At 72.1% G+C, this 24,269-nt stretch carries 23 protein-coding genes; 19 read left to right on the top strand and 4 right to left on the bottom strand.

The window, feature by feature from the left end; translation table 11 throughout:
• Positions 1–206: 206 nt before the first annotated feature.
• Positions 207–1,541 carry a PTS transporter subunit EIIC gene (locus FED44_RS08785; protein WP_117410364.1) on the bottom strand — a complete coding sequence of 445 codons (1,335 nt, stop codon included), beginning with the start codon at positions 1,539–1,541 and terminating at the stop codon, positions 207–209.
• A gap of 26 nt (positions 1,542–1,567) precedes the next feature.
• A complete protein-coding gene (locus FED44_RS08780) occupies positions 1,568–2,308 on the bottom strand; it encodes a GntR family transcriptional regulator (protein ID WP_117410363.1) in 741 nt (246 codons plus the stop codon).
• A 153-nt stretch (positions 2,309–2,461) separates the two neighbouring features.
• On the opposite strand from FED44_RS08780, the gene FED44_RS08775 reads away from it, so the two are divergent.
• The 13 genes from FED44_RS08775 (at position 2,462) to FED44_RS08715 (ending at position 15,528) form a co-directional block, all read left to right on the top strand.
• Positions 2,462–3,496: an SIS domain-containing protein gene (locus tag FED44_RS08775; RefSeq protein ID WP_117410362.1), complete on the top strand. Its 1,035-nt coding sequence runs from the start codon at positions 2,462–2,464 to the stop codon at positions 3,494–3,496.
• A 33-nt stretch (positions 3,497–3,529) separates the two neighbouring features.
• Positions 3,530–3,766 (top strand): PTS sugar transporter subunit IIB, encoded by a 237-nt coding sequence (locus tag FED44_RS08770; RefSeq protein ID WP_036329147.1) that lies wholly within the window; start codon positions 3,530–3,532, stop codon positions 3,764–3,766.
• 103 nt (positions 3,767–3,869) lie between these two features.
• The gene (locus tag FED44_RS08765) at positions 3,870–4,316 is read left to right on the top strand and encodes a PTS sugar transporter subunit IIA (protein ID WP_117410361.1); all 447 of its coding nucleotides are present in this window, start codon (positions 3,870–3,872) and stop codon (positions 4,314–4,316) included.
• Positions 4,317–4,323: 7 nt separating this feature from the next.
• Positions 4,324–4,959, top strand: coding sequence for an HAD family hydrolase (locus tag FED44_RS08760; protein ID WP_117410360.1), 636 nt, complete (start codon positions 4,324–4,326; stop codon positions 4,957–4,959).
• A 26-nt stretch (positions 4,960–4,985) separates the two neighbouring features.
• Positions 4,986–5,243 carry an HPr family phosphocarrier protein gene (locus FED44_RS08755; RefSeq protein ID WP_117410359.1) on the top strand — a complete coding sequence of 86 codons (258 nt, stop codon included), beginning with the start codon at positions 4,986–4,988 and terminating at the stop codon, positions 5,241–5,243.
• A 151-nt stretch (positions 5,244–5,394) separates the two neighbouring features.
• Complete coding sequence (gene ptsP, locus FED44_RS08750) at positions 5,395–7,086, top strand: phosphoenolpyruvate--protein phosphotransferase (RefSeq protein ID WP_138460600.1); 1,692 nt, start codon at positions 5,395–5,397, stop codon at positions 7,084–7,086.
• A 97-nt stretch (positions 7,087–7,183) separates the two neighbouring features.
• Positions 7,184–8,530, top strand: a complete 1,347-nt coding sequence (locus FED44_RS08745) for a glycoside hydrolase family 3 protein (RefSeq protein WP_244301800.1) — start codon at positions 7,184–7,186, stop codon at positions 8,528–8,530.
• A gap of 166 nt (positions 8,531–8,696) precedes the next feature.
• Positions 8,697–9,380, top strand: a complete 684-nt coding sequence (locus tag FED44_RS08740) for an HAD family hydrolase (protein WP_138460354.1) — start codon at positions 8,697–8,699, stop codon at positions 9,378–9,380.
• 61 nt (positions 9,381–9,441) lie between these two features.
• The gene (locus tag FED44_RS08735; RefSeq protein ID WP_138460353.1) at positions 9,442–9,951 is read left to right on the top strand and encodes a DUF6912 family protein; all 510 of its coding nucleotides are present in this window, start codon (positions 9,442–9,444) and stop codon (positions 9,949–9,951) included.
• Between the two features lie 50 nt (positions 9,952–10,001).
• The gene (locus tag FED44_RS08730) at positions 10,002–10,634 is read left to right on the top strand and encodes an HAD family hydrolase (protein ID WP_111699368.1); all 633 of its coding nucleotides are present in this window, start codon (positions 10,002–10,004) and stop codon (positions 10,632–10,634) included.
• 219 nt (positions 10,635–10,853) lie between these two features.
• Positions 10,854–11,573 (top strand): HAD family hydrolase, encoded by a 720-nt coding sequence (locus tag FED44_RS08725; protein WP_138460352.1) that lies wholly within the window; start codon positions 10,854–10,856, stop codon positions 11,571–11,573.
• A 297-nt stretch (positions 11,574–11,870) separates the two neighbouring features.
• Positions 11,871–12,365 carry a hypothetical protein gene (locus FED44_RS08720; protein ID WP_138460351.1) on the top strand — a complete coding sequence of 165 codons (495 nt, stop codon included), beginning with the start codon at positions 11,871–11,873 and terminating at the stop codon, positions 12,363–12,365.
• 244 nt (positions 12,366–12,609) lie between these two features.
• Positions 12,610–15,528 (top strand): DUF11 domain-containing protein, encoded by a 2,919-nt coding sequence (locus tag FED44_RS08715; protein WP_138460350.1) that lies wholly within the window; start codon positions 12,610–12,612, stop codon positions 15,526–15,528.
• Between the two features lie 99 nt (positions 15,529–15,627).
• On the opposite strand, the gene FED44_RS08710 is transcribed toward FED44_RS08715, so the two are convergent.
• Complete coding sequence (locus tag FED44_RS08710) at positions 15,628–17,193, bottom strand: penicillin-binding transpeptidase domain-containing protein (protein WP_138460349.1); 1,566 nt, start codon at positions 17,191–17,193, stop codon at positions 15,628–15,630.
• Positions 17,194–17,301: 108 nt separating this feature from the next.
• Here FED44_RS08710 and FED44_RS08705 point away from each other — a divergent pair, with 108 nt between their 5' ends.
• The 4 genes from FED44_RS08705 to FED44_RS08690 all read left to right on the top strand — a co-directional run bounded on the left by FED44_RS08705 (position 17,302) and on the right by FED44_RS08690 (position 22,077).
• On the top strand, positions 17,302–18,249 hold the full coding sequence (locus FED44_RS08705; protein WP_138460348.1) for a LysR family transcriptional regulator: 948 nt from the start codon (positions 17,302–17,304) through the stop codon (positions 18,247–18,249).
• Positions 18,246–19,133: a serine hydrolase gene (locus tag FED44_RS08700; protein WP_244301799.1), complete on the top strand. Its 888-nt coding sequence runs from the start codon at positions 18,246–18,248 to the stop codon at positions 19,131–19,133. Before FED44_RS08705 ends, FED44_RS08700 begins: the two co-directional genes overlap by 4 nt.
• 63 nt (positions 19,134–19,196) lie before the next feature.
• A complete protein-coding gene (locus tag FED44_RS08695) occupies positions 19,197–21,110 on the top strand; it encodes an acetoacetate--CoA ligase (RefSeq protein ID WP_138460347.1) in 1,914 nt (637 codons plus the stop codon).
• A 109-nt stretch (positions 21,111–21,219) separates the two neighbouring features.
• Entirely contained in the window at positions 21,220–22,077 is an 858-nt protein-coding gene (locus tag FED44_RS08690; protein WP_111699375.1) for an AAA family ATPase, read from the top strand.
• A 6-nt stretch (positions 22,078–22,083) separates the two neighbouring features.
• Here FED44_RS08690 and FED44_RS08685 read toward each other — a convergent pair whose 3' ends face one another.
• Positions 22,084–22,623, bottom strand: coding sequence for a winged helix-turn-helix transcriptional regulator (locus tag FED44_RS08685; protein WP_138460346.1), 540 nt, complete (start codon positions 22,621–22,623; stop codon positions 22,084–22,086).
• Between the two features lie 98 nt (positions 22,624–22,721).
• Here FED44_RS08685 and FED44_RS08680 point away from each other — a divergent pair, with 98 nt between their 5' ends.
• Positions 22,722–23,366 (top strand): dihydrofolate reductase family protein, encoded by a 645-nt coding sequence (locus tag FED44_RS08680; RefSeq protein ID WP_138460345.1) that lies wholly within the window; start codon positions 22,722–22,724, stop codon positions 23,364–23,366.
• Positions 23,367–23,402: 36 nt separating this feature from the next.
• Positions 23,403–24,194 carry an alpha/beta fold hydrolase gene (locus FED44_RS08675; protein WP_138460344.1) on the top strand — a complete coding sequence of 264 codons (792 nt, stop codon included), beginning with the start codon at positions 23,403–23,405 and terminating at the stop codon, positions 24,192–24,194.
• Positions 24,195–24,269 lie beyond the last annotated feature (75 nt).

Genomic DNA, 24,269 nt, shown 5'->3' with positions numbered 1-24,269 from the left:
CCGCCTGATACCGGGGTCGCCAACTTTGCCGAGAATCGCCGCCGTGTGCCGCCGTTCGTCCGGGAAGATCCGGCGGAGCTGGGGGAACATCCCCTGTTACCGGAACATGGCGAAGAACGTTGAGGTCATCCGGAATTCGTGGAGAACGCGACAGGGGCGCCCGGGATCGCCGGGCGCCCCTGCTCCCCGCAAGGGGGTGTGACGCGTCAGGCGCGGGCGCGCGCCGTCTCGGCGCTCTCCCCGGAGTCCACATCGGGCTCGGGTTCCCGGCCGGGCGTCAGGATGTTCAGCTTCTTGATGAGGAAGCTGAAGATCACGTAGTAGAGGACGAAGTAGACGACGCCGATCAGCATGATCAGCCAGAAGTTGTGCGTGTTGTCCTTCGTCGCGTTCAGCGCGGCGTCGATGGCTCCGGCGGAGAACCCGAAGCCGAGGCGTCCGTCCAGGAACGCGACCAGTGCCATCGAGACGCCGGTGAGCAGCGCGTGCACCGCGAACAGCACCGGCGCCACGAAGATGAACGCGAACTCGATCGGCTCGGTGATGCCGGTGACGAAGGAGATCAGCGCCGAGGAGATCATGATGCCGCCGACGGTGGCGCGGCGGTGCGGCGGGGCGGCCCGCCACATCGCGATGGCGGCGGCCGGCAGGCCGAACATCATGACCGGGAAGAAGCCCGCCATGAACGCGCCGGCGCCGTCCTGCCCGGCGAAGTAGCAGTTCAGGTCGCCCGCGGCGTGGGTGGCCCCGACGGTGCACTCCGGCACGGTGAACCAGACGATCGAGTTGACGAAGTGGTGCAGGCCGAAGGGGATGAGGCCCCGGTTCACGATCCCGTAGATGCCCGCGCCGAGCGTCGAGTTGTTCGCCAGCCAGCTGCCGAAGTTGGACAGCCCCTCACCGATCGGCGGCCAGATCAGGCCGAAGACGACGCCGAGGACGAGCCCGGCCAGCGCCGTGAGGATCGGCACGAAGCGCCGCCCGCCGAAGAAGGCCAGGTAGGCGGGCAGCTTCGTGCGGTAGTACCGCTGCCACAGGACGGCCGCGACGAGGCCCATGAGGATGCCGCCGAGCACTCCGGTCGGGTTGGCCGACGCCAGGTTGAGCGCCTCGGCAGGCTTGCCGTCCGCCCCCAGGACGGACTGCGCCACCTTCTTGTGCACCGCCGCGTCCGCGGCGGCGTCGAAGAACATCAGGTGGGTGACCCGGTCCCAGACGAGGTAGCCGACCACGGCCGCCAGGGCGGTCGAGCCGTCGGCCCGCCGGGCGAAGCCGACCGCGACACCCACCGCGAACAGCAGCGGCAGCGCGTCGAACAGGGCGCCGCCCGCGCCGCCGATGACCTGTGCGATCTTGTCCAGGGTCGCGTTGTCCGTACGGCCGAGCAGGTCGTCCTGGCCGATCCGGAGGAGGAGCGCCGCGGCGGGCAGCGCCGCGATCGGAAGCATCAGGGAGCGGCCGATGCGGGAGAGTGCGGTCATCACCGCGTTCTGGCCCGAGGGTGCGGCCGGCAGGCCCGCGTCGGCGGAGGTGGAACTCATGGGCTGTTCCTCCAGGATGGGGGTAGCTAGAGGCGTCTGGCCGGGGCTCCGAGGAGCGTCCGGAGTTGGTAGCGGTCGGCCCGGTAGGTCGAGACGCCGAGTTCGGCGCAGACCCCGCCGGCGAAGGACCGGCGCTGCAGCAGCAGCACGGCCCCGCCCCGGGGCAGTTTGAGCAGGTCGGCGTCGCTTGGATCGGCGACGCCGCCGTCGATGGTCAGCTCCCCGGCGTCCATCACGAGCGCGTAGCGCGACTCGAGCAGGGCGTACAGGGATCGTCCGGTCAGGTCGAACTCATCGAGGCCGGGCGCGAGCTTGACCGGGATGTGGGCCCGTTCGATGCTCAGCGGTTCCCCGTCCGCCGTGCGCAGGCGCTCGATGAAGTGGACGGCGTCGCCCGGCTGGATGCCGAGCTGCCGCGCGAGGTGGGCACTGGCCCGGACCACCCGCCGGTCCAGGTCGCGGGAGCCCGGCTCCATGCCGCGCGCCCGCATGTCGTCGGTGAAGGAGGTGAGCTGGAGGGCCAGCTCGATCTTCGGCCGCGCCACGAACGTGCCCTTGCCCGGCACACGGTGCAGCCGCCCCTCGGACACCAGGTGGTCGACGGCCTGCCGTACCGTCATACGAGACAGGTCGAAGCGCTGGCTCAGGTCGCGTTCGGAGGGGATCGCCGCGCCGATCGGCAGCTCGTTGTTCTCGATGAGGTCGAGCAGGATCTCCCGTAGCTGGAAATACTTCGGCACCGGGCTGTCCGGATCGATCTGGGCCACTGATCCCTCCCCTCTCGCTCCGGATCGTGTGGATAAGTTAAGGTTCTTACTGGTCTAGTCCGGACTAGACCACAGCCGGGAAATATGTGTCAATGTATGGGCCGGCGACGGATCCATAACAGACAAATCTCGCCAAGCAGGGGATGATCACTGATGACGACCAGAATGCGCGGTGAGATCGCCGAGCAGCCCGCGGCGATCCGGGCGACGCTGGACGCCCTGCTCCCGCGGACCGGCGAGGTCGAGGCCGTCGCCCGCGGCACCCGGCACCTGCTCTTCGTCGCCCGCGGGACCTCGGACAACGCGGCCGTGTACGGCCGCTACCTGATCGAGGCGCGGACGGGCCGGATGGCCGCGCTGGGCGCCCCCTCGATCGCCACCACCTACCGCCGCAGACTCGACCTCGACGGCGTGCTGGCCGTGGGCCTGTCCCAGTCCGGCCGTACGGAGGAGATCGTCGAGACCCTCCAGTGGGCGAAGGACTGCGGCGCGCGGACCGTCGCCGTCACCAACGGAGGCGAGGACTCGCCGCTGGCGCAGGCGGCCGACCTCGCGCTGTGCACGCTCGCCGGCGAGGAGAAGGCCGTCCCGGCCACGAAGACCTACACGACCCAGCTCGCCGCGCTGGCCGTGCTCGCCATCGGCCTCGGCGCCGACGTCGACCCCGACGACCTGCGCCGGGTGCCGGACGCGGTGGAGAAGCTCGTCTCCGACCCCGGCGACCTGGACGCCGTGGTCGAGGGCCTGGCCGACAAGCCCGGCGTCGTCGTCTCCGGCCGCGGCCTGGCGTTCTCGACCGCGCTGGAGCTCGCGCTCAAGCTCAAGGAGGCGTGCTACCTGCACGCGATGGGCCTCTCGTACGCCGACCTGCTGCACGGCCCGATCGCGGTCGTGGACGCCGACACCCCGGCGATCCTGGTCGCGTCCGGACAGGGCCCCACACTCGCGGGCACCGTCGCGCTGGCCGAGCGGGTCACCGGCGCGGGCGCCGCCGCGTACGGCGTCGGGGGCGGCGAGCGGCTCGCCGCGGCCTCGACCGCCGCGCTGAACGGTCCGGACCTGCCCGAGTGGGTGGCGCCGTTGGGACTCATCGTCCCGGGGCAGTTGCTCACCGAGGCGCTCGCGCGCAGGCTCGGTATCGACCCCGATTCCCCCCGCGGTCTGAAGAAGGTCACCCAGACCGACTGAACGACGGACCGACCGAATACCAGGAGGACCCCCATGGCTGCAGACGCCGAGGCGATCATCGCCGGGCTCGGTGGCGCCGACAACATCATCGAGGTGGAGCCGTGCATCACGCGGCTGCGCACCGAGGTGCACGACGCGTCGAAGGTGAACCAGGCCGCGCTCAAGGCGGCCGGCGCCCACGGAGTGATGGCCGCGGGCAACGTCGTCCAGGTCGTGGTGGGCCCCGAGGCCGACACCATCGCCAGCGACATCGAGGACATCATCGGCTGAACCGGCAGGTCACGACGGGCCCGCCGGTCCCTCGCCCGTCCCTCACGGGTCTCCGGCGGCCCCTGCGTGACGCCTGCCCGGAACCTCAGGGAAGGGCGCTTCATTGACGACTGTTCTCGCCCCTGTCGCGGGGGCGGCCATCGGGCTGTCCGCCGTGCCCGATCCGGTGTTCTCCCAGGCGATGGTCGGCCCCGGCACCGCGATCGATCCCCGCAGGGAGCCCGTCGAGGCCCTGGCCCCGATCGACGGCACGATCGTGAAACTGCACCCCCACGCGTACGTCGTGGTGGGCGACGACGGCAGGGGCGTGCTGGTGCATCTCGGCATCGACACCGTCCAGCTCAAGGGGGAGGGCTTCCGCCTGCTCGCCGCCGAGGGCGACCGCGTACGGGCCGGTCAGCCGGTGGTGGCCTGGGACCCCGCGGTCGTGGAGGCGGGCGGCCGGTCGCCGGTCTGCCCGGTAGTGGCGCTCGACGCGGTGCGGGACGCGGTCGGCGGGATCGCCGAGGGCAGCGTGAACGCGGGCGACACGCTGTTCGAGTGGGCGTGAGGCCGTCGTGAAGGCCGCGCTCTTCGATCTCGACGGCACTTTGATCAACACGGAGATACGCAGCCGGGCCCTGTGGCGGATGCTCCTGGACAGCCACGGGATCGCCCACGACGAGACGCTGCTGCGGCGCTTCATGGGCCGCCGCGGCTCCGACGTCATCCCCGAGGTGTTCCCCGACATGGACGCGCGGGTGCTGATGGACGAGATCTCCTCCTACTACGGCCATCCGGACCTGCCCGGCATCGTGCCCGTGCCGGGCGCGGCCGACCTGGTCCTGCGGGTCGCCGGGCACGGGTCGCCGCTCGCGCTGGTGACCTCGGCGGATCGGGACTGGGCGGTGGAACGGCTGACCGAGATCGGGGTCCTGGAGGTGGTCCGGACCATCGTGTCCGCCGAGGACGTGACCGTGGGCAAGCCCGATCCGTCCGGCTATCTTCTGGCCGCGGACCTTCTCGGGGTGGACCCCGCCGCGTGCGTGGTGTTCGAGGACTCGCTCGCGGGTATCGAGGCGGCCCAGGCGGCGGGTATGACCTGCGTCGCGGTGGCCACCACGCATCACCCGGATGAACTGTCGCATGCTGATCTGGTAATCCCAGACATGTCGGGTATTGACTGGCCTTTGACGGAACCACCCGCGGTCTAGACCACCGCGCGGAGTGAGGAGAGAACGTGGCCGAGCGCAGAGTCAGTGTCACGTCGGAGGTCGGGCTGCACGCCCGCCCGGCGGCGACGTTCGTGCAGACCGCGGCGAAGGCGTCGTTCGACGTCACCATCGCCAAGGCGGGCGGCGCGCCGGTGAGCGCGAAGAGCATCCTGTCGGTGCTTGCGCTCGACGTACGGCAGGGGGAGTCGATCGTCATCAGCGCGGAGGGCGAGGGGGCCGACGCGCTGCTCGACGAACTCGCCCAGATCGCCGCGGCCCCCTGACGCCGGCGGACGCGCGGTGAGCACACGGCGGACGCCGTCGGGCGGCGAGGCGACGGGCACGGGAGCGGGAGCGGGGGACGGGGTGACCGGTCCGGCGGCCCTCACGGGGGACGGGGAGACGGGCCGGGAGGCGCCCGGCAGGGGAGGGACGGTGACCGGCCCGGGGTCGCTCACCGGCACGGCGGTCAGCCCCGGCGCCGGATACGGCCCGGCCCACGTGCTGGCGGGGGAGATCCCCGAGCCGGACAAGGAGTCGCGCCACGGCGGCGACGCCGCCGCCGAGCGGGTCCGCGCCGAGCGGGCGGTCGAGGAGGTGGCCGCCGACCTCGAGGCGCGCGGCGCCAGGGCGGGCGGGGAGGCCCAGGAGGTGCTCGGCGCGCAGGCGCTGATGGCCCGCGATCCCAGCCTGGCGGCGGAGGTGGGCGCGCTGATCGACCGGGGCGTGGCCGCCCCGCGCGCCGTCTTCGACGCCTTCGGCAAGTACCGCGACCTGCTCGCCGCGGCCGGAGGCTACCTCGCCGAGCGGGTGACCGACCTCGACGACATCCGCGACCGGACCATCGCCGTGCTCACCGGCCTGCCCATGCCCGGCGTGCCGGCGAGCGCCGCCGAGCCGTTCGTGCTCGTCGCCAGGGACCTCGCCCCGGCCGACACCGCGCTGCTGTCGAAGGACGTGGTCGCCGCGTTCGTCACCGAGCAGGGCGGGCCGACCAGCCACACCGCGATCCTCGCCCGCGCGATGGGCGTGCCCGCCGTCGTCGGCTGCGCGGGCGCCACCGCGATCGCCCCCGGCACTCCCGTGCTGGTGGACGGCGGCTCGGGTGAGGTGCTGCTCTCCCCCGGCCCGGACCGGGTCGCGGCGGCCCGCCGGGCCGTCGAGGCTCGGCGCGCGGCGCTGTCGGCGGCCGACGGCCCCGGCGCGACCGCCGACGGTCACCCCGTGCCGCTACTCGCCAACATCGGCGGCCCGCGCGACCTGCCCGGCGCTCTCGAACACGGCGCCGAGGGCGTCGGTCTCTACCGCACCGAGTTCCTCTTCCTCGACCGCGCGTCGGCGCCGTCCGCGAACGAGCAGGAGGAGGCCTACCGCGCGGTGTTCGAGGCGTTCCCCCGCGGCCGGGTGGTGGTGCGCACGCTCGACTCCGGGGCCGACAAGCCGCTCGCGTTCCTGCCGCCGCCGGAGGAGGAGCCGAACCCGGCGCTCGGGGAACGCGGCCTGCGCATGTTCCGGCGCTACCCCGAGATCATGGCCGCCCAGCTCGGCGCGCTGGCCGCCGCCGCGGCGGGCACGTCCGCCAAGGTCCAGGTCATGGCGCCGATGGTGGCCACGGCCGAGGAGGCCGAGTGGTTCGCCGAGGCCTGCCGTACGGCGGGGCTGGACAGCGCGGGAATCATGATCGAGGTGCCGTCGGCGGCGCTCCGCGCGACGGACCTCATCCGGGCCGCCGACTTCTTCTCGATCGGCACCAACGACCTCACGCAGTACGCGCTCGCGGCCGACCGCCAGGTCAGCGCCGTCGCCGGGCTGCAGGACCCGTGGCATCCGGCGGTGCTCGACCTGATCGCCATGGCCGCCTCGGCCGCCACCGAGGCGGGCAAGGGCTGCGGGGTCTGCGGCGAGGCGGCGGCCGATCCGGTGCTCGCCTGCGTGCTCGTCGGCATGGGGGTGACCTCGCTGTCGATGGGCGCTCCCGCGCTCCCGTGGGTGCGTGCCGCACTGGCCCGGCACACACTCGGCGAGTGCCGTTCCGCCGCCGCCGCGGCCCGGTCCGCCACCTCCGCGCGGGACGCCAAGGCCGCCGCGCGTGCGGTGCTGCCCGGCCTGGAGGACCTCGGGCTCTGATCCGTACGGCGTGGGCGGCGGGCGCCTCGTCCCGCCGCCCATGCCAGTCCGCGAGCCGGTGGGTGAGCAGGCCGGAGGTGCGGTTACGGTAAAAGGCGTGCCAGGACTCAGACAAGGCGGGGTCATGCTCGCCGCCCTCCTCGTGGCCGGATGCTCGTCCGGAACCGGCGCCGCCGGCGCGCAGGCCTCGCGGGGTGCGGCCGCGCCGGTGTCCGCGTCCGCGGCGGCATCCTCCGCCGCCTCTACCGCCGCCACCCCGGCCGCGTCGTCGTCGGAGGCGTCGGCGGAGGGGGCGTCGAAGGGGTTGGCCGAGCGGACGCTCTCCTCGATGAACCTGCGGGACAAGGTCGCGCAGCTGTTCACCGTCGTGGTCTGGGGCGCGAAGGCCGGAGGGCCGAGCAAGGAGAACCAGGCGCGGTACGGCGTGGCGACACCGGCGGAGGTCGTGGAGAAGTTCCGGCCCGGCGGGGTGATCCTGTTCGACTGGGCGGGCAACGTGTCGGGGGCCGGGCAGGTGGCGGCGCTCACGACCGGCCTGCGCGAGGCGGCCCGCGAGGACGGCGGCGCGCCGCTCATGATCGGCGTGGACCAGGAGAACGGCATCGTCTCCCGGCTCCGCGCCCTGGTCACCAAGCTTCCCGGCGCGGCGCAGATCGGCGCGACCGGCCAGCCCGCCAACGCGCGGGACGTCGCCCGGGTCACGGGTGAGGAACTCCGCGCCCTCGGCATCTCCCTCGACTTCGCCCCGGTCGCCGACGTCAACGTCAACCCCCGCAACCCGGTCATCGGGCCGCGCGCCTACGGCTCGGACCCGAAGAAGGTGGCGCCGATGGTCGGCGCGGCCGTCGACGGCTTCCACGCGGCGAAGGTGGCCTCCGTCGCCAAGCACTTCCCCGGCCACGGCGACACCTCCGTCGACAGCCACACCGGCCTCCCGGTCATCAAGCACACGATGTCCAAGTGGCGGACGCTGGACGCGCCGCCGTTCCGCACGGCAATCGCCCACGGCGTGGACGTCGTCATGTCGGCGCACGTGGTGATGCCGCAGCTGGACCCCTCGGGCGACCCGGCGACGCTGTCGCACCGCATCCTCACCGGCCTGCTCCGCGACGAACTCGGCTTCGGCGGCGTGATCAGCACGGACGCGCTGGACATGGCCGGGGTGCGCAAGAAGTACGGCGACAGCGAGGTGGTCGTGCGGGCGGTCCTCGCCGGGGCCGACATGCTCCTCATGCCGCCGAACCTCCCGAAGGCGTACGACGCCATCCTCAAGGCGGTCAGGTCGGGGCGGATCTCCGAAAGCAGGATCGACGAGTCGGTGCTGCGGATCCTGCGGCTGAAGGAGAGGCGCGGCCTCTTCGGGCCGATCCGCACCGACCCCGGCGCGTTGCGGTCCCCCGAGCACCTCAAGGTGGCCCAGCGCGTCTTCGCCCAGTCCCGCTGAGCCCCTGCCCGCTTGAGCGCTGCCCGCTTGAGCGCTGCCCGCCTGAGCCCTGCCCGCTTGAGCCCTTGCGCGCCTGAGCCCCTGGCCGCCTGGTCTCGCGCGGGCTTGGGCGGGGCGGTCGCCGGGGGAGACCTATATTTGGAAGGCACGTCGGCTGGGAGGCGCGGTGCTCAAGGGTGTGCTGATCGACTGGGGCGGGGTTCTGACGACGAGCCTGACCGAGTCCATCGTGGAGTGGATCGAGGCCGACCGGATCGACCCCCGGCACTACCGGGAGGTCATGCGCGCGCTGGTCACCCAGGCCTACCAGGCCGGTGTCCAGTCAGGCGGAGAGAACCCGATCCACGCGCTGGAGCGCGGCGAGATCCCCATCTTCGACTTCGAGCGCGAGCTGGCCGCCCGCCTGGTCACCCTCGACGGCGGCCAGCCCGAGGCCGACGGCCTGCTGACCCGGATGTTCGCCGGGTTCCGGCCGGTCGAGGAGATGAACGAGATGCTGCGCCTGGCCCGCGTCGCGGGGCTGAGCACCTGCCTGGTGTCGAACTCGTGGGGCGACCACTACACGCGCGAGGGCTGGGAGGCCATCTTCGACGCGGTCGTCATCTCCGGCGAGGTCGGCATGCGCAAGCCGGAGGAGCGCATCTTCCACCACGCGCTCGGCCTGCTCGCGCTGGAGGCGGGGCAGTGCGTGTTCGTCGACGACATCGAGGCGAACATCACGGCGGCGCGGGCCCTCGGGCTGGTCGGCGTCCACCACACCGATCCCACGGCGACCATCGCCGAGATGGAGCGCCTGTTCGGCGTGCCGCTGCGCGCGGCACGCTCCGCGGAGCAGCCGCCCGGTCTGTAGATTCAGCCGCAGGGACGGGCCGGGGGTGTCCCGGCCGCACCGATATCGAGTCGAGGAACGCATGCGCGTGTATCTGCCGTCCACGCTGCCCGCGCTGGCGCGCGTCGTCGCCGCCGGTGAGCTGGGTCCGGCTCCGCTGACCGGCTTCGCGGTCACCCCCGCGTTGATCGAGTGGTACGCCTCGGGGGACACCGAGGAACTGGAGTACGTCGCGCTCACCGAGGCCGCCCGCGCCTCGCTGCGCCTGCTGGCCGCCGGCCCGGCGGCCGGTGACGGAGAGGGCGCCGCCCGGCGGGTGGTCCTCGCGGCCGACGTGCCGGACGAGACCGTGAAGGCCGGGGGCGGCCTGGAGGAGCGCGCCCGCGTCCGGGTGGTCGAGCCGGTTCCGCTGAAGCTGCTCGCCGCGGTGCACGTAGACGATCCGGCCGCCGTGCCGGACGTCGAGGCGGCGATCGCGGTGCTGCCCGCCGCCGACGGCGGGGACGACGACGCGCGGTTCGTCGTGGACGGCGTGGAGGACCACGAACTGCTCTGGTACGCCACGCAGGAGATCCCCGATCTGCTGACCTGACCGGCGCAGTTCACGATTTCGTCACAGGCGCCGTCTAAGCTTGAGACGCGATGACACACATTGTTTGGGACTGGAACGGGACGCTCTTCCACGACGTCGACGCCGTCATCGGCGCGACCAACGAGCTCTTCCAGTCGTACGGCCTCGGTCCGTACGACGTGGAGGGCTTCCGCGAGGTCTACACCCGCCCGATCTGGGTGGCGTACGAGCGGATGCTCGGCCGGCCGCTGCGCGAGGGCGAGTGGGAGCTGCTCGACACGGGTTTCCACGAGCACTATCACCGGCTGATGGAGGTCTGCAATCTCGCCGAGGGCGCGCTGTCGAGCCTGCGCGCCTGGGACGAGTCGGGCCGCACGCAGTCGCTGCTGTCCATGTGGGGCCACGAGCGGCTGGTCCGGAAGGTCGGCGAGTTCGGCATCGACGGTCACTTCCGGCGGGTCGACGGACTGCGCTCGGCGTCCGGGGGTCACAAGGCCGAGCACATGGTCGAGCACCTGCGCGCGCTGGGCATCGACTCGGCGAAGGTCGTCGTCATCGGCGACAGCGTGGACGACGCCCACGCCGCACTGCACGTCGGCGCCCGCGCGGTCCTCTACACGGGCGGCATGACGCGGCGGTCCGACCTGGAGGGCGTCGGAGTCCCGGTGGTGGACTCGCTGGCCGACGCACTCGACTTCGTCTGACGGCCGCCCGGGCTCACGCGTCCCGGCGGGCCTGGCGTTCCTCCACGTCGAGGAGCCATCGAAGCCCGGCACGGCGCGGCGCCGTGCCGGTCCGGGTCGCGTACCCGCGGGCGCCGGATCGCACATTCGGTATGCCGGTGACGGCCGCGGCATCGTCTGCCCCGCCCGTGGGCCGTACGCTGGGCACGATCCCCGACGCACCCCCCCACGGAGGCCGCGATCAACCGCCTCGTTCTCTGGAACGTCGACCTCACGCTCGTCGACGTCGCCATCGTCACCCGCGACGCCTACGCGGCAGCCTTCCGGATGGTGACGGGACGGCCGCTGGTGAAACTCGCGCCGGCGGCGGGCCGCCCCGACTCCGAGATCGTCTTCGAGACCCTGGCCGTCAACGGCATCGCCGTCGAGGACCACCACCTGCCGAGGTTCCTCGACGCGCTGGCCGTCTGCTTCGCCGAACGGCGCGACCGTCTGACCAGGGAGGGGCGTGCGATGCCCGGGGCGCGGGACGCGCTCAAGGCCGTCTCCCGTCTCGACGGCGTCGTGCAGTCGGTGCTCACCGGGACCGTCAAGAGCAACGCCGTCCACAAGCTCAAGGCCTTCGGCCTGGACAAGTGGATCGACTTCGAGGTGGGCGGGTACGGCGAGGAGGTCTATCCGAAGGCCACCCTGCTGCAGGTCGCCCAGGGCCGGGCCAGGGAGCGGCACGGCGCCGCCTTCACCGCGGGCAACACCGTGCTCGTCGGCGACTCCGCCCGCGACGTCCAGGCGGCGCGGATCGGCGGCGCGGCGATGATCGCCGTGGCCTCGGGCCGGTCCACCCCGGCCGAGCTGCACGAGGCGGGCGCCGACATCGTGCTGCCCGACCTCGCCAACCCCTCCGAGGTCGTCGCGGCCGTCGCCCGCCTGACCACCCCGGCCGGCCGTACGGGCCGCTGAGACGTCGGCGTGTGCCGGTGCCCGGCACGACCCTGCCTCTGGAGTACTGGGCCGGGTTCTGATCCCGGTAGCCGCGTTCTCCTGCCCGGCAGAACGAACGTGCACGTCAGAGCGGCAGGTGCCGGTCAAGGGGCGAGCCGCGAGTGGGCGATTCCTGAAATATTCACCGATCCTTGACACCAGCAAGGTCGTCATTGACTATGCGTCTGCCGGAATTCCATCGTGCGGTGTCCCGGCCTGGGTCGGCACCGTCCCGCGTGCGCTGAGAGGTGCGTAGCCGTGGCTTGGACAAGACGGATGACCTTGGGCCTGAGCACGATCGTCGGCCTGCTGACCATGCTCGCCACACCGGCAGTCGCCGGAGGAGCGGCGGTGGCGGCCGCCCAGCCGGCCGGGTGCGCCGCCACCACCTCCGGGACGCACGTCACCGGCACTGGACCGGCCCCGACGGCGAGTTGCGTCGACGACGCCATCACCGGTGAGCCGAGCGTCACGCTCACCGAGGCCGACAACGGCAAGACGATCACCCTTCGCATCGGACAGACCCTCGGCATCTCCCTCCCCGCGGCGTACCGCCCGACCGCCGTCAGCGGACCGGCTCTCGTGAAGGCCTTGACCCGCGGCGGATACCCGACCGATCAGCCGCTGTTCGAGGTGTACCGCACCGGCACCGCCGGTTCCGCCGACGTGAGCACCATGACCGACTACGCCTGCCTGCACACCACGCCCCGGTGTGCACTTCCGCAGAGGTTGTGGCGGGTACACGTCGACGTCGTCGGCATCGGCGGCTGAACACCCGTCCACCAGGCAGCGGTGACAGGTGACGTGAGCTCACCGGGAACCTGGCCGCCAGGCTGGGGTGACGCTCGCCCTGGCCTTCCTCTACCAGCGCAGGTCCGAACACGAACTCGATGTGTCACTGGAGCACTAGGCGGAATGCGGGTGATCCGCAGAGTTAGGTGAGTATACGGATACTCTTGGCAGGCCTGATCACGCGATCGATCCTGAGCGCAAATCTCCTACGCAAGGATTCGCGATGATCAGTCGAATCTCAGCCGTCGCGGTGCTTCTCCTCGGGATGCTCGCGATGAACCTTGCCGGTGGAACCGCCCGAGCCGCCGGTACGCGCCCCTTCTCCGTCACCATCACCCATGTGGAGTGCGTGGACGACTGTGACGAGGAGGGGCTGGAGGCCGCGCTGGAAGGCCACGCCGATTTCTACGCCAAAGTGTGGATAAACGGCGTAAAACAGCCACCGGGTAGCAGCGACGACGACCCGTCTACCCCCATCATCGACAACAACGGGAGCATCGACCCGTTCTGGGTGGTGTCGACGCAGGTTCCCGACAGCGTGGTGAACGTGCCGGTCACCATCCAGATCTGGGACAGGGACGACAGCTCCGGCGACGACCTCGGCGACGCGAGCCCGCGCGACGACGACAACAACCTCGACTTCAGGGTCAGTTACTACAACGGCAAGTGGATCGACCACACCGGCCAGGAGGACCAGGTCAACTGGCCCCAGTCGTGTTCGACGGGGGACGGCGGAGACGACGACGAACCCCGCGTCAAGGTGTGCTTCGACGTCAGCACCGAGTCGACCAGCGGCGACTCCGACGGCGACTTCCTGCTCGACGGATGGGAGCGCAACGGCTACAACGCGGACGGCGACGGCACCGTGGACGTCGATCTCCCCGGCATGGGCGCCGACCCGCTGCGGAAGGACCTGTTCCTGGAGGTCGACTGCCTGGCCGCCGCCGACCACGACCACTGCCCGGCTCAGGGGGCGGTCCAATCGGTCGTCCAGGCGTTCGCCGACGCTCCCGTGGACAACGCCGACGGCACCAAGGGGCTCCAACTGCACGTCGACGTCGGCAACATGTTCCGCCAGGCCCCGGGAACCGCCACCACGGTGCCGCGTGCAGGGACGGCGGCACCGGTGGGGACCTTCGGCAACTACGGAGGCGGCGGCGACCGGATCGCGGAGGCCGGCAACACGGTGGTCGACTGGGACGGAGCCGCCGGCAGGCCGGCGACTAACTTCTTCACCCTGAAGAACATGAACAAGGCCCGCGACCTCCTCTTCCGCTACGCGCTGTTCGTCCACCAGACCAACTACCGGTCCGCGGCCAACGACTGCACGAGCGGCTGGGCGAAGGGCATCCCCGGCGTGAACTTCATCGTCGCCCTGGGCGGCACGAACGCGGGGGGCGGCGCCTGCTGGGGCACCGACGCCGGCGGCCGTTCGGTCGGCACGCAGAACGAGCAGGCGGGCACGCTCATGCACGAGTTCGGCCACACCCTCGGCCTGCAGCACGGCGGCGGCGACAGCGTCAACAACAAACCCAACTACCTGAGCCTCATGAACTACACCTTCCAGGACTGCAGCGTCCCGGCGTTCCCCGGAGTCGTCCCGGGAGGCTGCGACTACTCCCGCGTCGCCCTTTCGCCGCTCAACGAGGTGCTGCCGCCCGGCCTGGACGAGTGCGCGGGAATCGGCGTCGCCGGCGCGGGCGGCAACGACTGGGACGGCGGCGGACTGTCCGGCGCGACGTGCGGGCCGCCGCTGCCGACCGCCAACGTGTCCGCGAACATCAACGGCGACTTCAACGACGCGAACGGCAACGGCACCCAGGACCCCGGCGAGGCAGCCATCCTGGGAACACTGAACGGCTCCGAGGACTGGAACAGGATCTTCTACGGGTTCCGGACCATCGACGGTTTCCCGACGGCCGGCAGGCCCACCGAGGGCGAGCCCGACCCCGACGCCGTCCGCGACAACCGCGCGTTCCTCGCCCCGCTGGTCCGGCCGGAACCGGCCGTGGACACCACCGGCCCGGCAGGCGCCAACCCCGGTGACACCGTCGGCTACGACGCGAAGGTCGCCAACACGGGCCGCGGCCCGGCGCTCTCCACCGAACTCACCGACGTCGCACCCGACGGTACGCGCGCCGTCTTCGACATCGGCCTGCTCCCCGTCGGAGCCGGTGCGACGCGCCACGTGAGCGTGGAGGTGCCGTGCACCGCCGAGGACGGCACGGTCCTGACCAACAGGGCCTCCGCCACGGCCAAGGACATGCTCGGCAACGCCTTCTCCGGCTCCGGCACGGTCACGACCACCGTGCACGCGCCGGTGCTCGCCGTGTCGAAGACCGCCACCCCGTCGGTCAACGCGGGCGAGGCGATCACCTACCGGATCACGTACGAGAACACGGGCAGCGGCGGCGCGGACGACGTGGTCGTCACCGACGTCCTCCCCGCCGGGGTGTACTACAGCAGGGCGCTGGACACGGGAGCCGGGCCCGCGCCGGAGGTGACCCTCAACGGGGACGGCACCCGCACCCTGGTCTGGCACGTCGGCGGCGTCGCCGGCGCCTCGGGCCGCAAGGCGATCGAGTACACGGCCCGGCCGAGCCTGCTCGCCGCGCCGGGAAGCACGGTCGCGAACACGGCCCGGGTGACGTTCACCAACGCCAACGGCTGCACGTACGCGCCCGTGACCGCGTCGGCCACGACGAGGATCACCCAGGTGCCCGCGACGCGCGACCCGCTGAGCCAGGGGTACTGGAAGAACCATTCGCAGCAGTGGACGGGCGAGATCCTCGCCCGCATCCAGGCGACCGACCAGCGTTTCGAGAGGGCGGACGGCTCGACCGCAGACGGCGCCCTGTCGCCGGCCGAGGTCACGGCCGTCCTGACGGCGGGCGGCCCGCAGGTGAACATCCTGCGCACCCAGCTTCTCGCCGGCTACTTCAACCTGGCCACCCGGCGCGTCAACGCCGACACGACGGTCTCCTCGGCGGCGGGCCTCCGGAACGGCGTCCACACCGTCCGTGACGCGGCTCTCTTCGCCGCCGGAACGCTCGCCCTTCCCGTAGCGGGCAACGGGGATCGCTACGGCGACGCGATCCGGATCCTGGACGAGATCAACAACAACAGGAGCGAGGTGTACTGAACCACCCCGGCTCGCCTGCCGGGCCGAGAGGCCGGTTCCGACGATCGGAGCCGGCCTTCCGGCCGCTGCGGAGGAGGCCGACGAGCGTACGGTCGTCGCTCAGAGCGCCCTGAGGAAGCGGGCGGCGACCGGGGCGGCGACCTCCGCGCCGGTGCCGCCGCCCTCGACCACCACCGCGAAGGCCAGGTCGCCCCTGTATCCGATGAACCACGAGTGGGTGGGCGGCTCGTTGCCCGACCCCGCCTCGCCCGACCCCGCCTCACCCGAGCCGTACTCGGCCGTGCCGGTCTTGCCCGCGGCGCCCGGCGGGAAGGAGACACCGCTCGCCGTGCCCTCGCTGACCACGGCGGGCATCAGCCTCCGCAGCGCGGACACGACCGCAGGCTCCAGCCGGCGGGGAGGAGTGGCGTCCGGGACGAGTGAGGCCGGGACCAGCCGGGGCTGGCGCCAGGTGCCCGCGGCGACGGCGCCCGCGACCGCGGCCATGTTCAGCGGGCTGGCCAGGACGCGCCCCTGGCCGATGGCGGCGGACGCGAGGTCGGTCTCGTCGCGCGGCGCGGGGAAGGCGGCGTCCACGGCCGGCACGCCGATCTTGATGGTGGCGCCGAACCCGAAGTCGGCGGCCACCTTGGTCAGGCGGTCCGCGCCGAGGCGGTCCACCGCCATGGCGCCGAACGTGGTGTTGCACGAATGGGCGAAGGCGTCGACGAAGCGCAGCGTGCCGTAGTCGTGGTGCTCGGCGTTGTGGAACGGGAAGCCGCCGATCGTCTTCTCGGCGGGGCACTCGACGGTCTGGCCGGGCGTGACGCCACCGGCGACCAGGGCCGAGGCCGTAACCACCTTGAAGGTGGAGCCGGGCGGGTACGCGCCGAGCAGGGCGCGGTTGTAGCCGCCCGGCTTGTTCACCACCGCCAGGACCTCGCCCGTGGACGGGCGCAGCGCGACGAGCGAGGCGGGTTTGGCCACGCCGTCCAGGGCCCGCGCCCCCGCCCGGTGCACCCGCAGGTCGAGCGTGGTCCGCAGCGGCTCGCCGGGCTTCGCCCCGCCTTCGGCGAGGGTGACGACCTTCGAGCCCGTCCGCGTGTCGACGAGGTCGGCCCGCGCGGACGCGGTGCCGTCCAGGCGGGAGCCGTACTGAGCCCGGAGTGCCTCCACGATCTGCTGCACGGAGCCCGGAGCGTCCGGCGTGTCGATGCGGGTGCCGTCCGCGGCGGTCGTCGGGGCACGTTCGGCGGGCACCGTGGTGAGCCTGGCCCGCACGCCGCCGGTCAGCCGCGGGTGGACGGCCGCCGGGGTCCAGGCCACCTTCCAGGCGCGGTCGCTCTCGACCAGCCGCAGCCTGCCGTCGTACGCGATGGGCAGCGGGCCGGTGAGCCGTGCCCGGAACCGCACGGTCTCCTCCTGGACGTCCCTCACCTGGAATCGCTGCCCGGTCAGCTTCAGGTCGTCGTGGAAGCGGCGGTAGGTGCTCTCGAAAGAGGCCGGCGGGCCGGCGGTGAGCGCGCGCATCGCCGCGTAGTCCGAGCGTGACCAGGCCGCGAGGAAGTCCCGCGCGGTCTCCTCGGGTGAGCCCTTCGTCCGCAGCGCCCAGATGGTCGCCCCCGCGGCCACCACCGGAACGAGCACCCCCGCCGTGACGTACGGCCACCGCCTTCGCTCTCTCATGCGTCCCCCTTCGAGTCGAGTGCGCGTCAAGGGCAGCAGACCGGCCGGGAGTATGTCCAATATGGATATGAACGCGCTTCATGTGCGATTTGGATATGCTCCCAGCTCGTGGACCTTGTCCGGCATCTCGGCTACTTCCTCGTCGTGACGGAAGAGCTGCACTTCGGGAACGCGGCCGCGCGGCTGGGCATGGCCCAGCCGCCGCTCAGCCAGCGCATCAGGCGTCTGGAGGAGGAGCTGGGCATGCGCCTGTTCGAGCGGTCGAGCCGCCGGGTCGCGCTGACCGAGGCGGGCCGGCTGCTGGTGCCCGAGGCCCGTGAGATCGTCGCCAGGGTGGAGCGGATGCGCGACCTCATGGCCGACCTGGCGCGCGGCGACGCGGCGGTCGTGCGTGCGGGCGTGCCTGCCGACCTGGGCGCACCCGTGCTCGCCGCGCTCATCGCGGGGTTCCGCGACCGGCGCCCCGACGTACGGCTGTCGCCCGCCGAGATGGGCACGGCCGCGCAGGTCGCCGCGTTGCTGGAGGGCAGGCTCGACGTCGGGCTGCTGCGGCATCCGGTCGCCGCGGACGGGCTCGCCTACGGGCCCGTGCTCGTCCGTCATCCGGGCGTCCTGCTGGCCGAGGACGACGAGCTCACCGCCTGGGCGTCCGTGCACCTCGGCGACCTGGCCGGGCGGGAGCTGGTGCTGTTCCCCCGGGACGCAGAGCCCGGTCTGTACGACGACACGCTGGCCTCCTGCCGCCGCGGCGGATTCGTCCCCACCGCGATCACCTGCACAGACCGCGTGGAGTTCGCCCTCGGCCTGGTCCTGTCCGGCACGGCCGTCGCGTTCGGCGCACCCGCGGAGACGCCGGGGGTGGTGTGGCGGCCGCTCGCGGGCACGCCCCTGGCCTGGCGCTGCCTCCCGGCCTGGCGGGCCGAGCCGGGGCCGTACGTGCGAGACTTCACGGCCGTGGCCGTACGGGTGCTGAAGGAGAGCGCGGGCATGGTGGACGAGGGAGCGCCGCCCACGCCCCGTGTGGCGCCGCGCCCGGCGACCGGGTTCCTCGCGTGAGCCCCGGCGTGGATCCGCTGGAGCGTGTCTTCCGCAACGCCGGCGTCACCGGATGGCTGCACGCCGTCGACGTCGACGGCGGGCGCGAGGTGGGCCTGCGGGCCGCCGAGCCGGTGGTGCTCGCGTCGGTCTTCAAGCTGCCCCTGCTGCTGGAACTGCACCGCCAGGCCGAGCGCGGGCTGCTCGACCTCGCCGGGCTCGTCCGCGTTCCGGCGGAGGGCCGTACGCGTGGGGGCACCGGGCTGGCGGCGATGCTGGACGACGCCACGCTGTCGCTGCGCGATCTGGCGTACCTGATGATGACGGTGAGCGACAACGCCGCGGCCGACGTGCTGCTGGCGCGGGTGGGCCGGGAGGCGGTCAACACGCTGCTCGACGGTCTCGGGCTCACGGAGACGCGGGTGGTGCACGACTGCCGCGACATGCTGACCAGCCTGTGGGAGGACGCGGGTGTGGCGGACCAGGCCGCCCTGATGCAGGCGTGCGCGGACCCCGAGGTGGTGGCACGGCTGCGCGCGCTCCATCCGGAGCGGAGCAACCGGAGCACGCCACGCGAGATGACCCGGCTGCTGGCCATGATCTGGCGGGACGAGGCGGCGGGCGCCGCCTCGTGCGCGGCGGTCCGCCGCCTCATGGCGCTGCAGGTGTGGCCGCACCGGCTGGCCTCGGGCTTCCCGTTCGACGACGTCGCGGTGAGCGGCAAGACGGGCACGCTGCCCACGCTCCGCAACGAGGTCGGGGTGGTCGAGTATCCCGACGGCGGGCGCTACGCCGTGGCGGTCTTCACCCGGTCGCTCAGCACGGCGCAGAACCAGCCGCGCGCCGACGCCGCGATCGGGGCCGCCGCCCGCATCGCGATCGACCAGCTCAGAACCCACATATGACAGGGGTGTTCTGTGTGGGCCGCGAGGGTGACACCTGGCCCGGGCATGGCGAAGATGGGGGGCATGGTCGAGGAAGGCGCTCTGCTCTGGGAACCCACGCCCGACGTCGTGCGTGCCGCCCGGATCACCCGGTACATGGAACGGCTGGGCCACACCGGTACGTACGAGGACGTGTGGAAGTGGTCGGTCGAGTCTCCGGCCGACTTCTGGACGTCCATCTGGGACTACTTCGGCGTGATCGGCACGCGTGGCGACGGGCCCGTCATCCGTGGAACGATGCCGGACGCCGAATGGTTCGCCGGCTCGGCCCTCAACTACGCCGAGAACGCGCTGCGCGGCCACCCCGGCCGTACGGCGGTGGTCTTCCGCGACGAGTCGGGCAGTCGCTGGCAGTACTCGCTGGGCGAGATCCGCGAGGAGGTCGCCCGGGTCCGGGCGGGGCTGGTGCGGCTCGGCGTCGGGCTCGGCGACCGGGTCGCGGCCTACGTCCCGAACATCCCCGAGGCGCTCATCGCCTTCCTCGCCACCGCCTCGCTCGGGGCGATCTGGTCCTCCTGCTCGCCGGACTTCGGCGCGCCCAGCGTGACCGACCGCTTCGCGCAGATCGAGCCGAAGGTGCTGATCGCGGTGGACGGCTACCGCTACGGCGGCAAGGCGTACGACCGGTCGGAGGTGGTGCGCGAGATCGCCGGGAAGCTGCCGACGCTGCGGGCTACCGTCTGGATCCCCCGGCTCGGCGCTGAGGCGCCCGACGGCGCGCCGAGCTGGGACGACCTGCGCGCCGAGTTCGCGCCGCTGGAGTTCGAGCGGGTGCCGTTCGGTCATCCGCTGTGGGTGCTGTACTCCTCGGGCACCACCGGCCTGCCCAAGCCGATCGTCCACGGCCACGGCGGAATCGTCCTGGAGCACCTCAAGTCGCTGTCCTTCCACCAGGACCTCGGCGAGGGGGACGTGTTCTTCTGGTACACCACCACCGGCTGGATGATGTGGAACTACCTCATCGGCGGCCTGCTGGCCGGCGCCACCGTCCTGCTGTACGACGGCAGCGCGGCCCATCCCGGCACCGAGGCCCTGTGGCGGCTCGCCGCCGAGGAGGGTGTGACCTACTTCGGCACGGGCGCGCCGTACATCGTGGCGTCCATGAAGGCCGGGGTGAAGCCGGAGGGCCTCGACCGGCTGCGCGGCATCGGCTCGACCGGCTCGCCGCTGCCGCCGGAGGGGTTCGCCTGGGTCTACTCCGAGGTCGGGCCCGGCGTGCAGCTCGGCTCGTTCTCCGGCGGCACCGACGTGTGCACCGGGTTCGTCGGCCCGGTCCCGCTGCTGCCGATCCGGGCCGGCGTCATCCCGTGCCGCTGCCTCGGTGCGTCCGTCGAGTCGTTCGACCCCTCCGGGGCCTCGATCATCGGTGAGGTGGGCGAACTTGTCATCACCCGGCCCATGCCGTCCATGCCGGTCATGTTCTGGAACGACCCCTCCGGCGACCGGTACCGGGAGTCGTACTTCGCCGACTATCCGGGCGTCTGGCGGCACGGCGACTGGATCAAGATCCTCCCTGACGGCGGCTGCGTCATCTACGGCCGGTCCGACTCCACCCTGAACCGCGGCGGGGTGCGCATGGGCACCAGCGAGTTCTACCGGGTCGTGGAGCGGTTCGAGGAGATCGCCGACAGCCTGGTCATCGACACCGGGCAACTCGGCCAGGAGGGCAGGCTGCTGCTCTTCGTCACGCTCGCCGACGGCACGGCGCTGTCCGACGACCTTATCTCCCGGCTGCGTACGGCCCTGCGCACCGAACTGTCGCCCCGGCACGTACCCGACGAGATCCACGAGGTCCCCGGCATCCCCCGCACGCTGTCGGGCAAGAAGCTGGAGGTCCCCGTACGGAAGATCCTGCTCGGCACGCCCGTCGACCGGGCGGCCAACCGCGACGCCATGGCCAACCCCGAGGTCCTCTCCCACTTCGCGCCGGACCACTGAGATCGCCATCTGTATAAGTACACTTCTAAGAAGTCCACTTATAAGAAGCCCTTCGACCATCGGCTTCCGGCGGTTCTGGGGAATCGAGGACCCCCGGCTCGCGCTTCAGGTGAACGCCATCGTGGGCGGGACGCCGGCGTACCGGACCGGCTTCGTCGACCACGAGGCGCCGGGCGAGGATCTCGACGACTGGGTGGTCAGGCGGGTGCTCGACCCCGCGGTGCCGCTCTTCCGCGAGGCCCGATACCTGCTGACGAACCAGATGGAGATCCGCGACGAGGCGCTCTACCACGCCGTCCTCGGCGCGATCGCGGCCGGGAACAACACGCGGGGCGGCATCGCGGGGCACATGGAGCGGAAGGCGACCGACATCGCCCATCCGCTCGCCGTGCTGGAGGACTGCCGGCTCATCCGCAAGGAGATCGACCCGATCCGCAAGCGCTCGCTCTACCGGGTCGCCGAGCCGCTCGTCACGTTCTACGAGGCGATCATGCGTCCGGCCTGGAGCCTGCTGGAGCGGGGATGGGCCGACCGGGTGTGGCGGGGCGCCGGAGCCAGGTTCGCGGCGCAGGTGGTGGGCCCGCACTTCGAGCACGTCTGCCGGGAGTTCGCGCTCGCCCACGACTGGGACGGCGAGTACGCCACCGAGGTCGCCGCGGGGATCGCCCCCGGCGGTGGCAGGGGACAGAACATCGAGGTCGACGTGATCGCCCTCGCGCCGCAGGACGACCACCCGCGCCGGCTCCTGTCGGTCGGCGAGGCGAAGCGGTCGCAGACCATGAACGTCGGCCACCTGAAGCGCCTGGCGCAGGCCAGGGACCAGCTGCACATGCGAGGGCTCGACACGCGCGACACGGTGCTCGCCCTCTACAGCGGCGCCGGTTTCGATCCCGCGCTCACCGAGGCCGCCGCCCGCGACCCCCGCGTCCTCCTGGTCGACCTGCCCCTGCTGTACGGCGGCGCGTGAGCGTCATCACCGCCTGAGCCCGGAGTCCACGGACCTCACGGGCCCGTCCGGATGCCCCTCCGCCACGACGCGTTCGTACGCCTCCTGGAGGAGCTGGGACGCGCGGGGGCGGCCGGGGTCCGGGCGGGGGACGCCGAGGTGCGCCTCGCGCAGCTCGTCCATCAGGTCCTCCCAAAGGGGCGGGCCGCCTTCCTCCAGCAACCGCGCCCGGATGGCCAGCGCCGGTGTCGTCGGGAGATGCCGCAGGCCCCAGGAGCCGAGCGCGACCATGATCGGGACCGTCTGGATGCCCGCCTCGGTGAGACTGTAGGTCCCCCGTCGTCCGCGCCCCGCCTCCTCGTGGGTCAGGAGCCCCTTGGCGACGAGGGCCTTGAGGCGGCTGCTGAGGATGTTCGACGCGATCCCCTCCATGGAGTTGGCGAGCAGGTCACGGAAGTGCCGGCGCCCACCGAAGATCACGTCGCGCAGCACGATGAGGCTCCACCTGTCTCCGAGCGCCTCCACCGACCCGTTGATCGGGCAGCCCGACCGGGGCTCGTCTCGCATCGCCGACCTCCAACTGGTTGCGTTTTACAATTACCCAGTCTACGCTCCTTCTTAGTGATTGCAATCCGCAATCACCTGTGGAGATCGGGAGATCAACCATGTCACGTGTCAGGGTGCACAACTTCGCCGTCTCCCTGGACGGCTTCGCCACCGGCGAGGGGCAGAGCCTCGACGAGCCGTTCGGCCACGCGGGCGAACGCCTGCACGAGTGGTTCTTCGAGACGCGTACCTTCCAGGCCATGCAGGGGAAGACCGGCGGGAGCACCGGGGTCGAGGACGCCATAGTCCGCACGTGGGACACGGGCATCGGGGCGGAGATCATGGGCCGCAACAAGTTCGGGCCGCAGCGGGGACCGTGGGAGAACCACGACTGGAACGGCTGGTGGGGGCCGAACCCGCCGTTCCACACGCCGGTCTTCGTCCTGACCCACCACCCCCGGCCCTCCGTGAAGATGGAAGGGGGAACCACCTTCCACTTCGTCGACGCCACCCCCGAGGAGGCGCTGCGTCAGGCCCGCGAGGCGGCGGGCGGCCTCGACGTGCGCATCGGCGGCGGGCCGAGCACCGTCCGCCAGTTCCTGGCCGCGGACCTGGTCGACCACATGCACGTCGCCGTCGTCCCGATCGTCCTGGGCCGCGGCGAACGACTGTGGGACGGGCTGGAGGAACTCGAGAAGCGCTTCCGCGTCGAGTCGGTGTCCACTCCCAGCGGCGTCACCCACGTCACCTTCACCCGACCGTAAGCCACACCCGTAAGCCAACCCGAAAGGCCGGCAGACATGACCCAGACCATCACTTCGGAGGACGGCACGACCCTCGCCGTCGACACGATCGGCCGGGGCGCGCCGGTCATCCTGGTCGGCGGCGCGTTCAACGATCGCTCGACCGTGGCCGCGCTCGCCGCCGAGCTCGCACCGGCGTTCACCGTGCTGACCTACGACCGGCGCGGCCGGGGGGCCAGCGACGACAGGAGCGAGGACTACCAGGTGGCGAACGAGGTCGCCGACCTGGCGGCCGTCATCGAGCACGCGGGCGGCCGGGCCTCGGTGTTCGGCCACTCCTCCGGCGCCATCCTGGTGCTGGAGGCGGCCGGGCGCGGGCTGCCGATCGACCGGGTCGCCGTCTACGAACCGCCTTACCACGCCGACGAGGACCAGCCGAGGCCGGCGGCCGACATATACGACCGGCTCAGGGCGCTGGTCGCGGCCGGGGACCGCGACGGCGCGACCGAACTGTTCCTCCGTGAGGCGGTCGGCGTCCCGGCCGAGGCGGTCGCCGGGATGAAGGCCGGCGAGGGATGGGCGTTCATGGCGGACAAGGCCCCCAGCCTGCCGTACGACGTGCTGGTCACCGCGCCCTGGCAGGGGAGGCCGCAGGAGCGGGTCGCCGGGATCGGTGCGCCGGTGCTGGCGGTCTACGGCGACCAGACCTCGCCCGGCCTCGCGAAGGCGACGGAGGCGGTCGCGGCGGCCCTTCCGGGCGCCGAACTGCGGGTGATGCCCGGTGAGGACCACGCGGTGCTGCAGCGACCCGCCGCACTGGCGCGCATCCTGACGGAGTTCTTCGCCTGAGTCGTCCGCGGCGCCCTACGGCCGAGGAGACGCGGTACCGTACGGCGAGAGATCCCCGGCGGCCGTGAATTGTCG

Source organism: Microbispora triticiradicis (assembly GCF_005864065.1).
GTDB lineage: Bacteria > Actinomycetota > Actinomycetes > Streptosporangiales > Streptosporangiaceae > Microbispora > Microbispora triticiradicis.
This window is presented reverse-complemented; position numbering and strand designations above follow the sequence as displayed.

Bases quoted from the DNA above. Each gene is read 5' to 3' on its own strand.
- FED44_RS08785 (WP_117410364.1), bottom strand. From the start codon at position 1,541: ATGAGTTCCACCTCCGCCGACGCGGGCCTGCCGGCCGCACCCTCGGGC.
- FED44_RS08775 (WP_117410362.1), top strand. From the start codon at position 2,462: ATGACGACCAGAATGCGCGGTGAGATCGCCGAGCAGCCCGCGGCGATC.
- FED44_RS08770 (WP_036329147.1), top strand. From the start codon at position 3,530: ATGGCTGCAGACGCCGAGGCGATCATCGCCGGGCTCGGTGGCGCCGAC.
- FED44_RS08735 (WP_138460353.1), top strand. From the start codon at position 9,442: ATGCGCGTGTATCTGCCGTCCACGCTGCCCGCGCTGGCGCGCGTCGTC.
- FED44_RS08730 (WP_111699368.1), top strand. From the start codon at position 10,002: ATGACACACATTGTTTGGGACTGGAACGGGACGCTCTTCCACGACGTC.
- FED44_RS08720 (WP_138460351.1), top strand. From the start codon at position 11,871: ATGACCTTGGGCCTGAGCACGATCGTCGGCCTGCTGACCATGCTCGCC.
- FED44_RS08715 (WP_138460350.1), top strand. From the start codon at position 12,610: ATGATCAGTCGAATCTCAGCCGTCGCGGTGCTTCTCCTCGGGATGCTC.
- FED44_RS08710 (WP_138460349.1), bottom strand. From the start codon at position 17,193: ATGAGAGAGCGAAGGCGGTGGCCGTACGTCACGGCGGGGGTGCTCGTT.
- FED44_RS08695 (WP_138460347.1), top strand. From the start codon at position 19,197: ATGGTCGAGGAAGGCGCTCTGCTCTGGGAACCCACGCCCGACGTCGTG.
- FED44_RS08685 (WP_138460346.1), bottom strand. From the start codon at position 22,623: ATGCGAGACGAGCCCCGGTCGGGCTGCCCGATCAACGGGTCGGTGGAG.
- FED44_RS08680 (WP_138460345.1), top strand. From the start codon at position 22,722: ATGTCACGTGTCAGGGTGCACAACTTCGCCGTCTCCCTGGACGGCTTC.
- FED44_RS08675 (WP_138460344.1), top strand. From the start codon at position 23,403: ATGACCCAGACCATCACTTCGGAGGACGGCACGACCCTCGCCGTCGAC.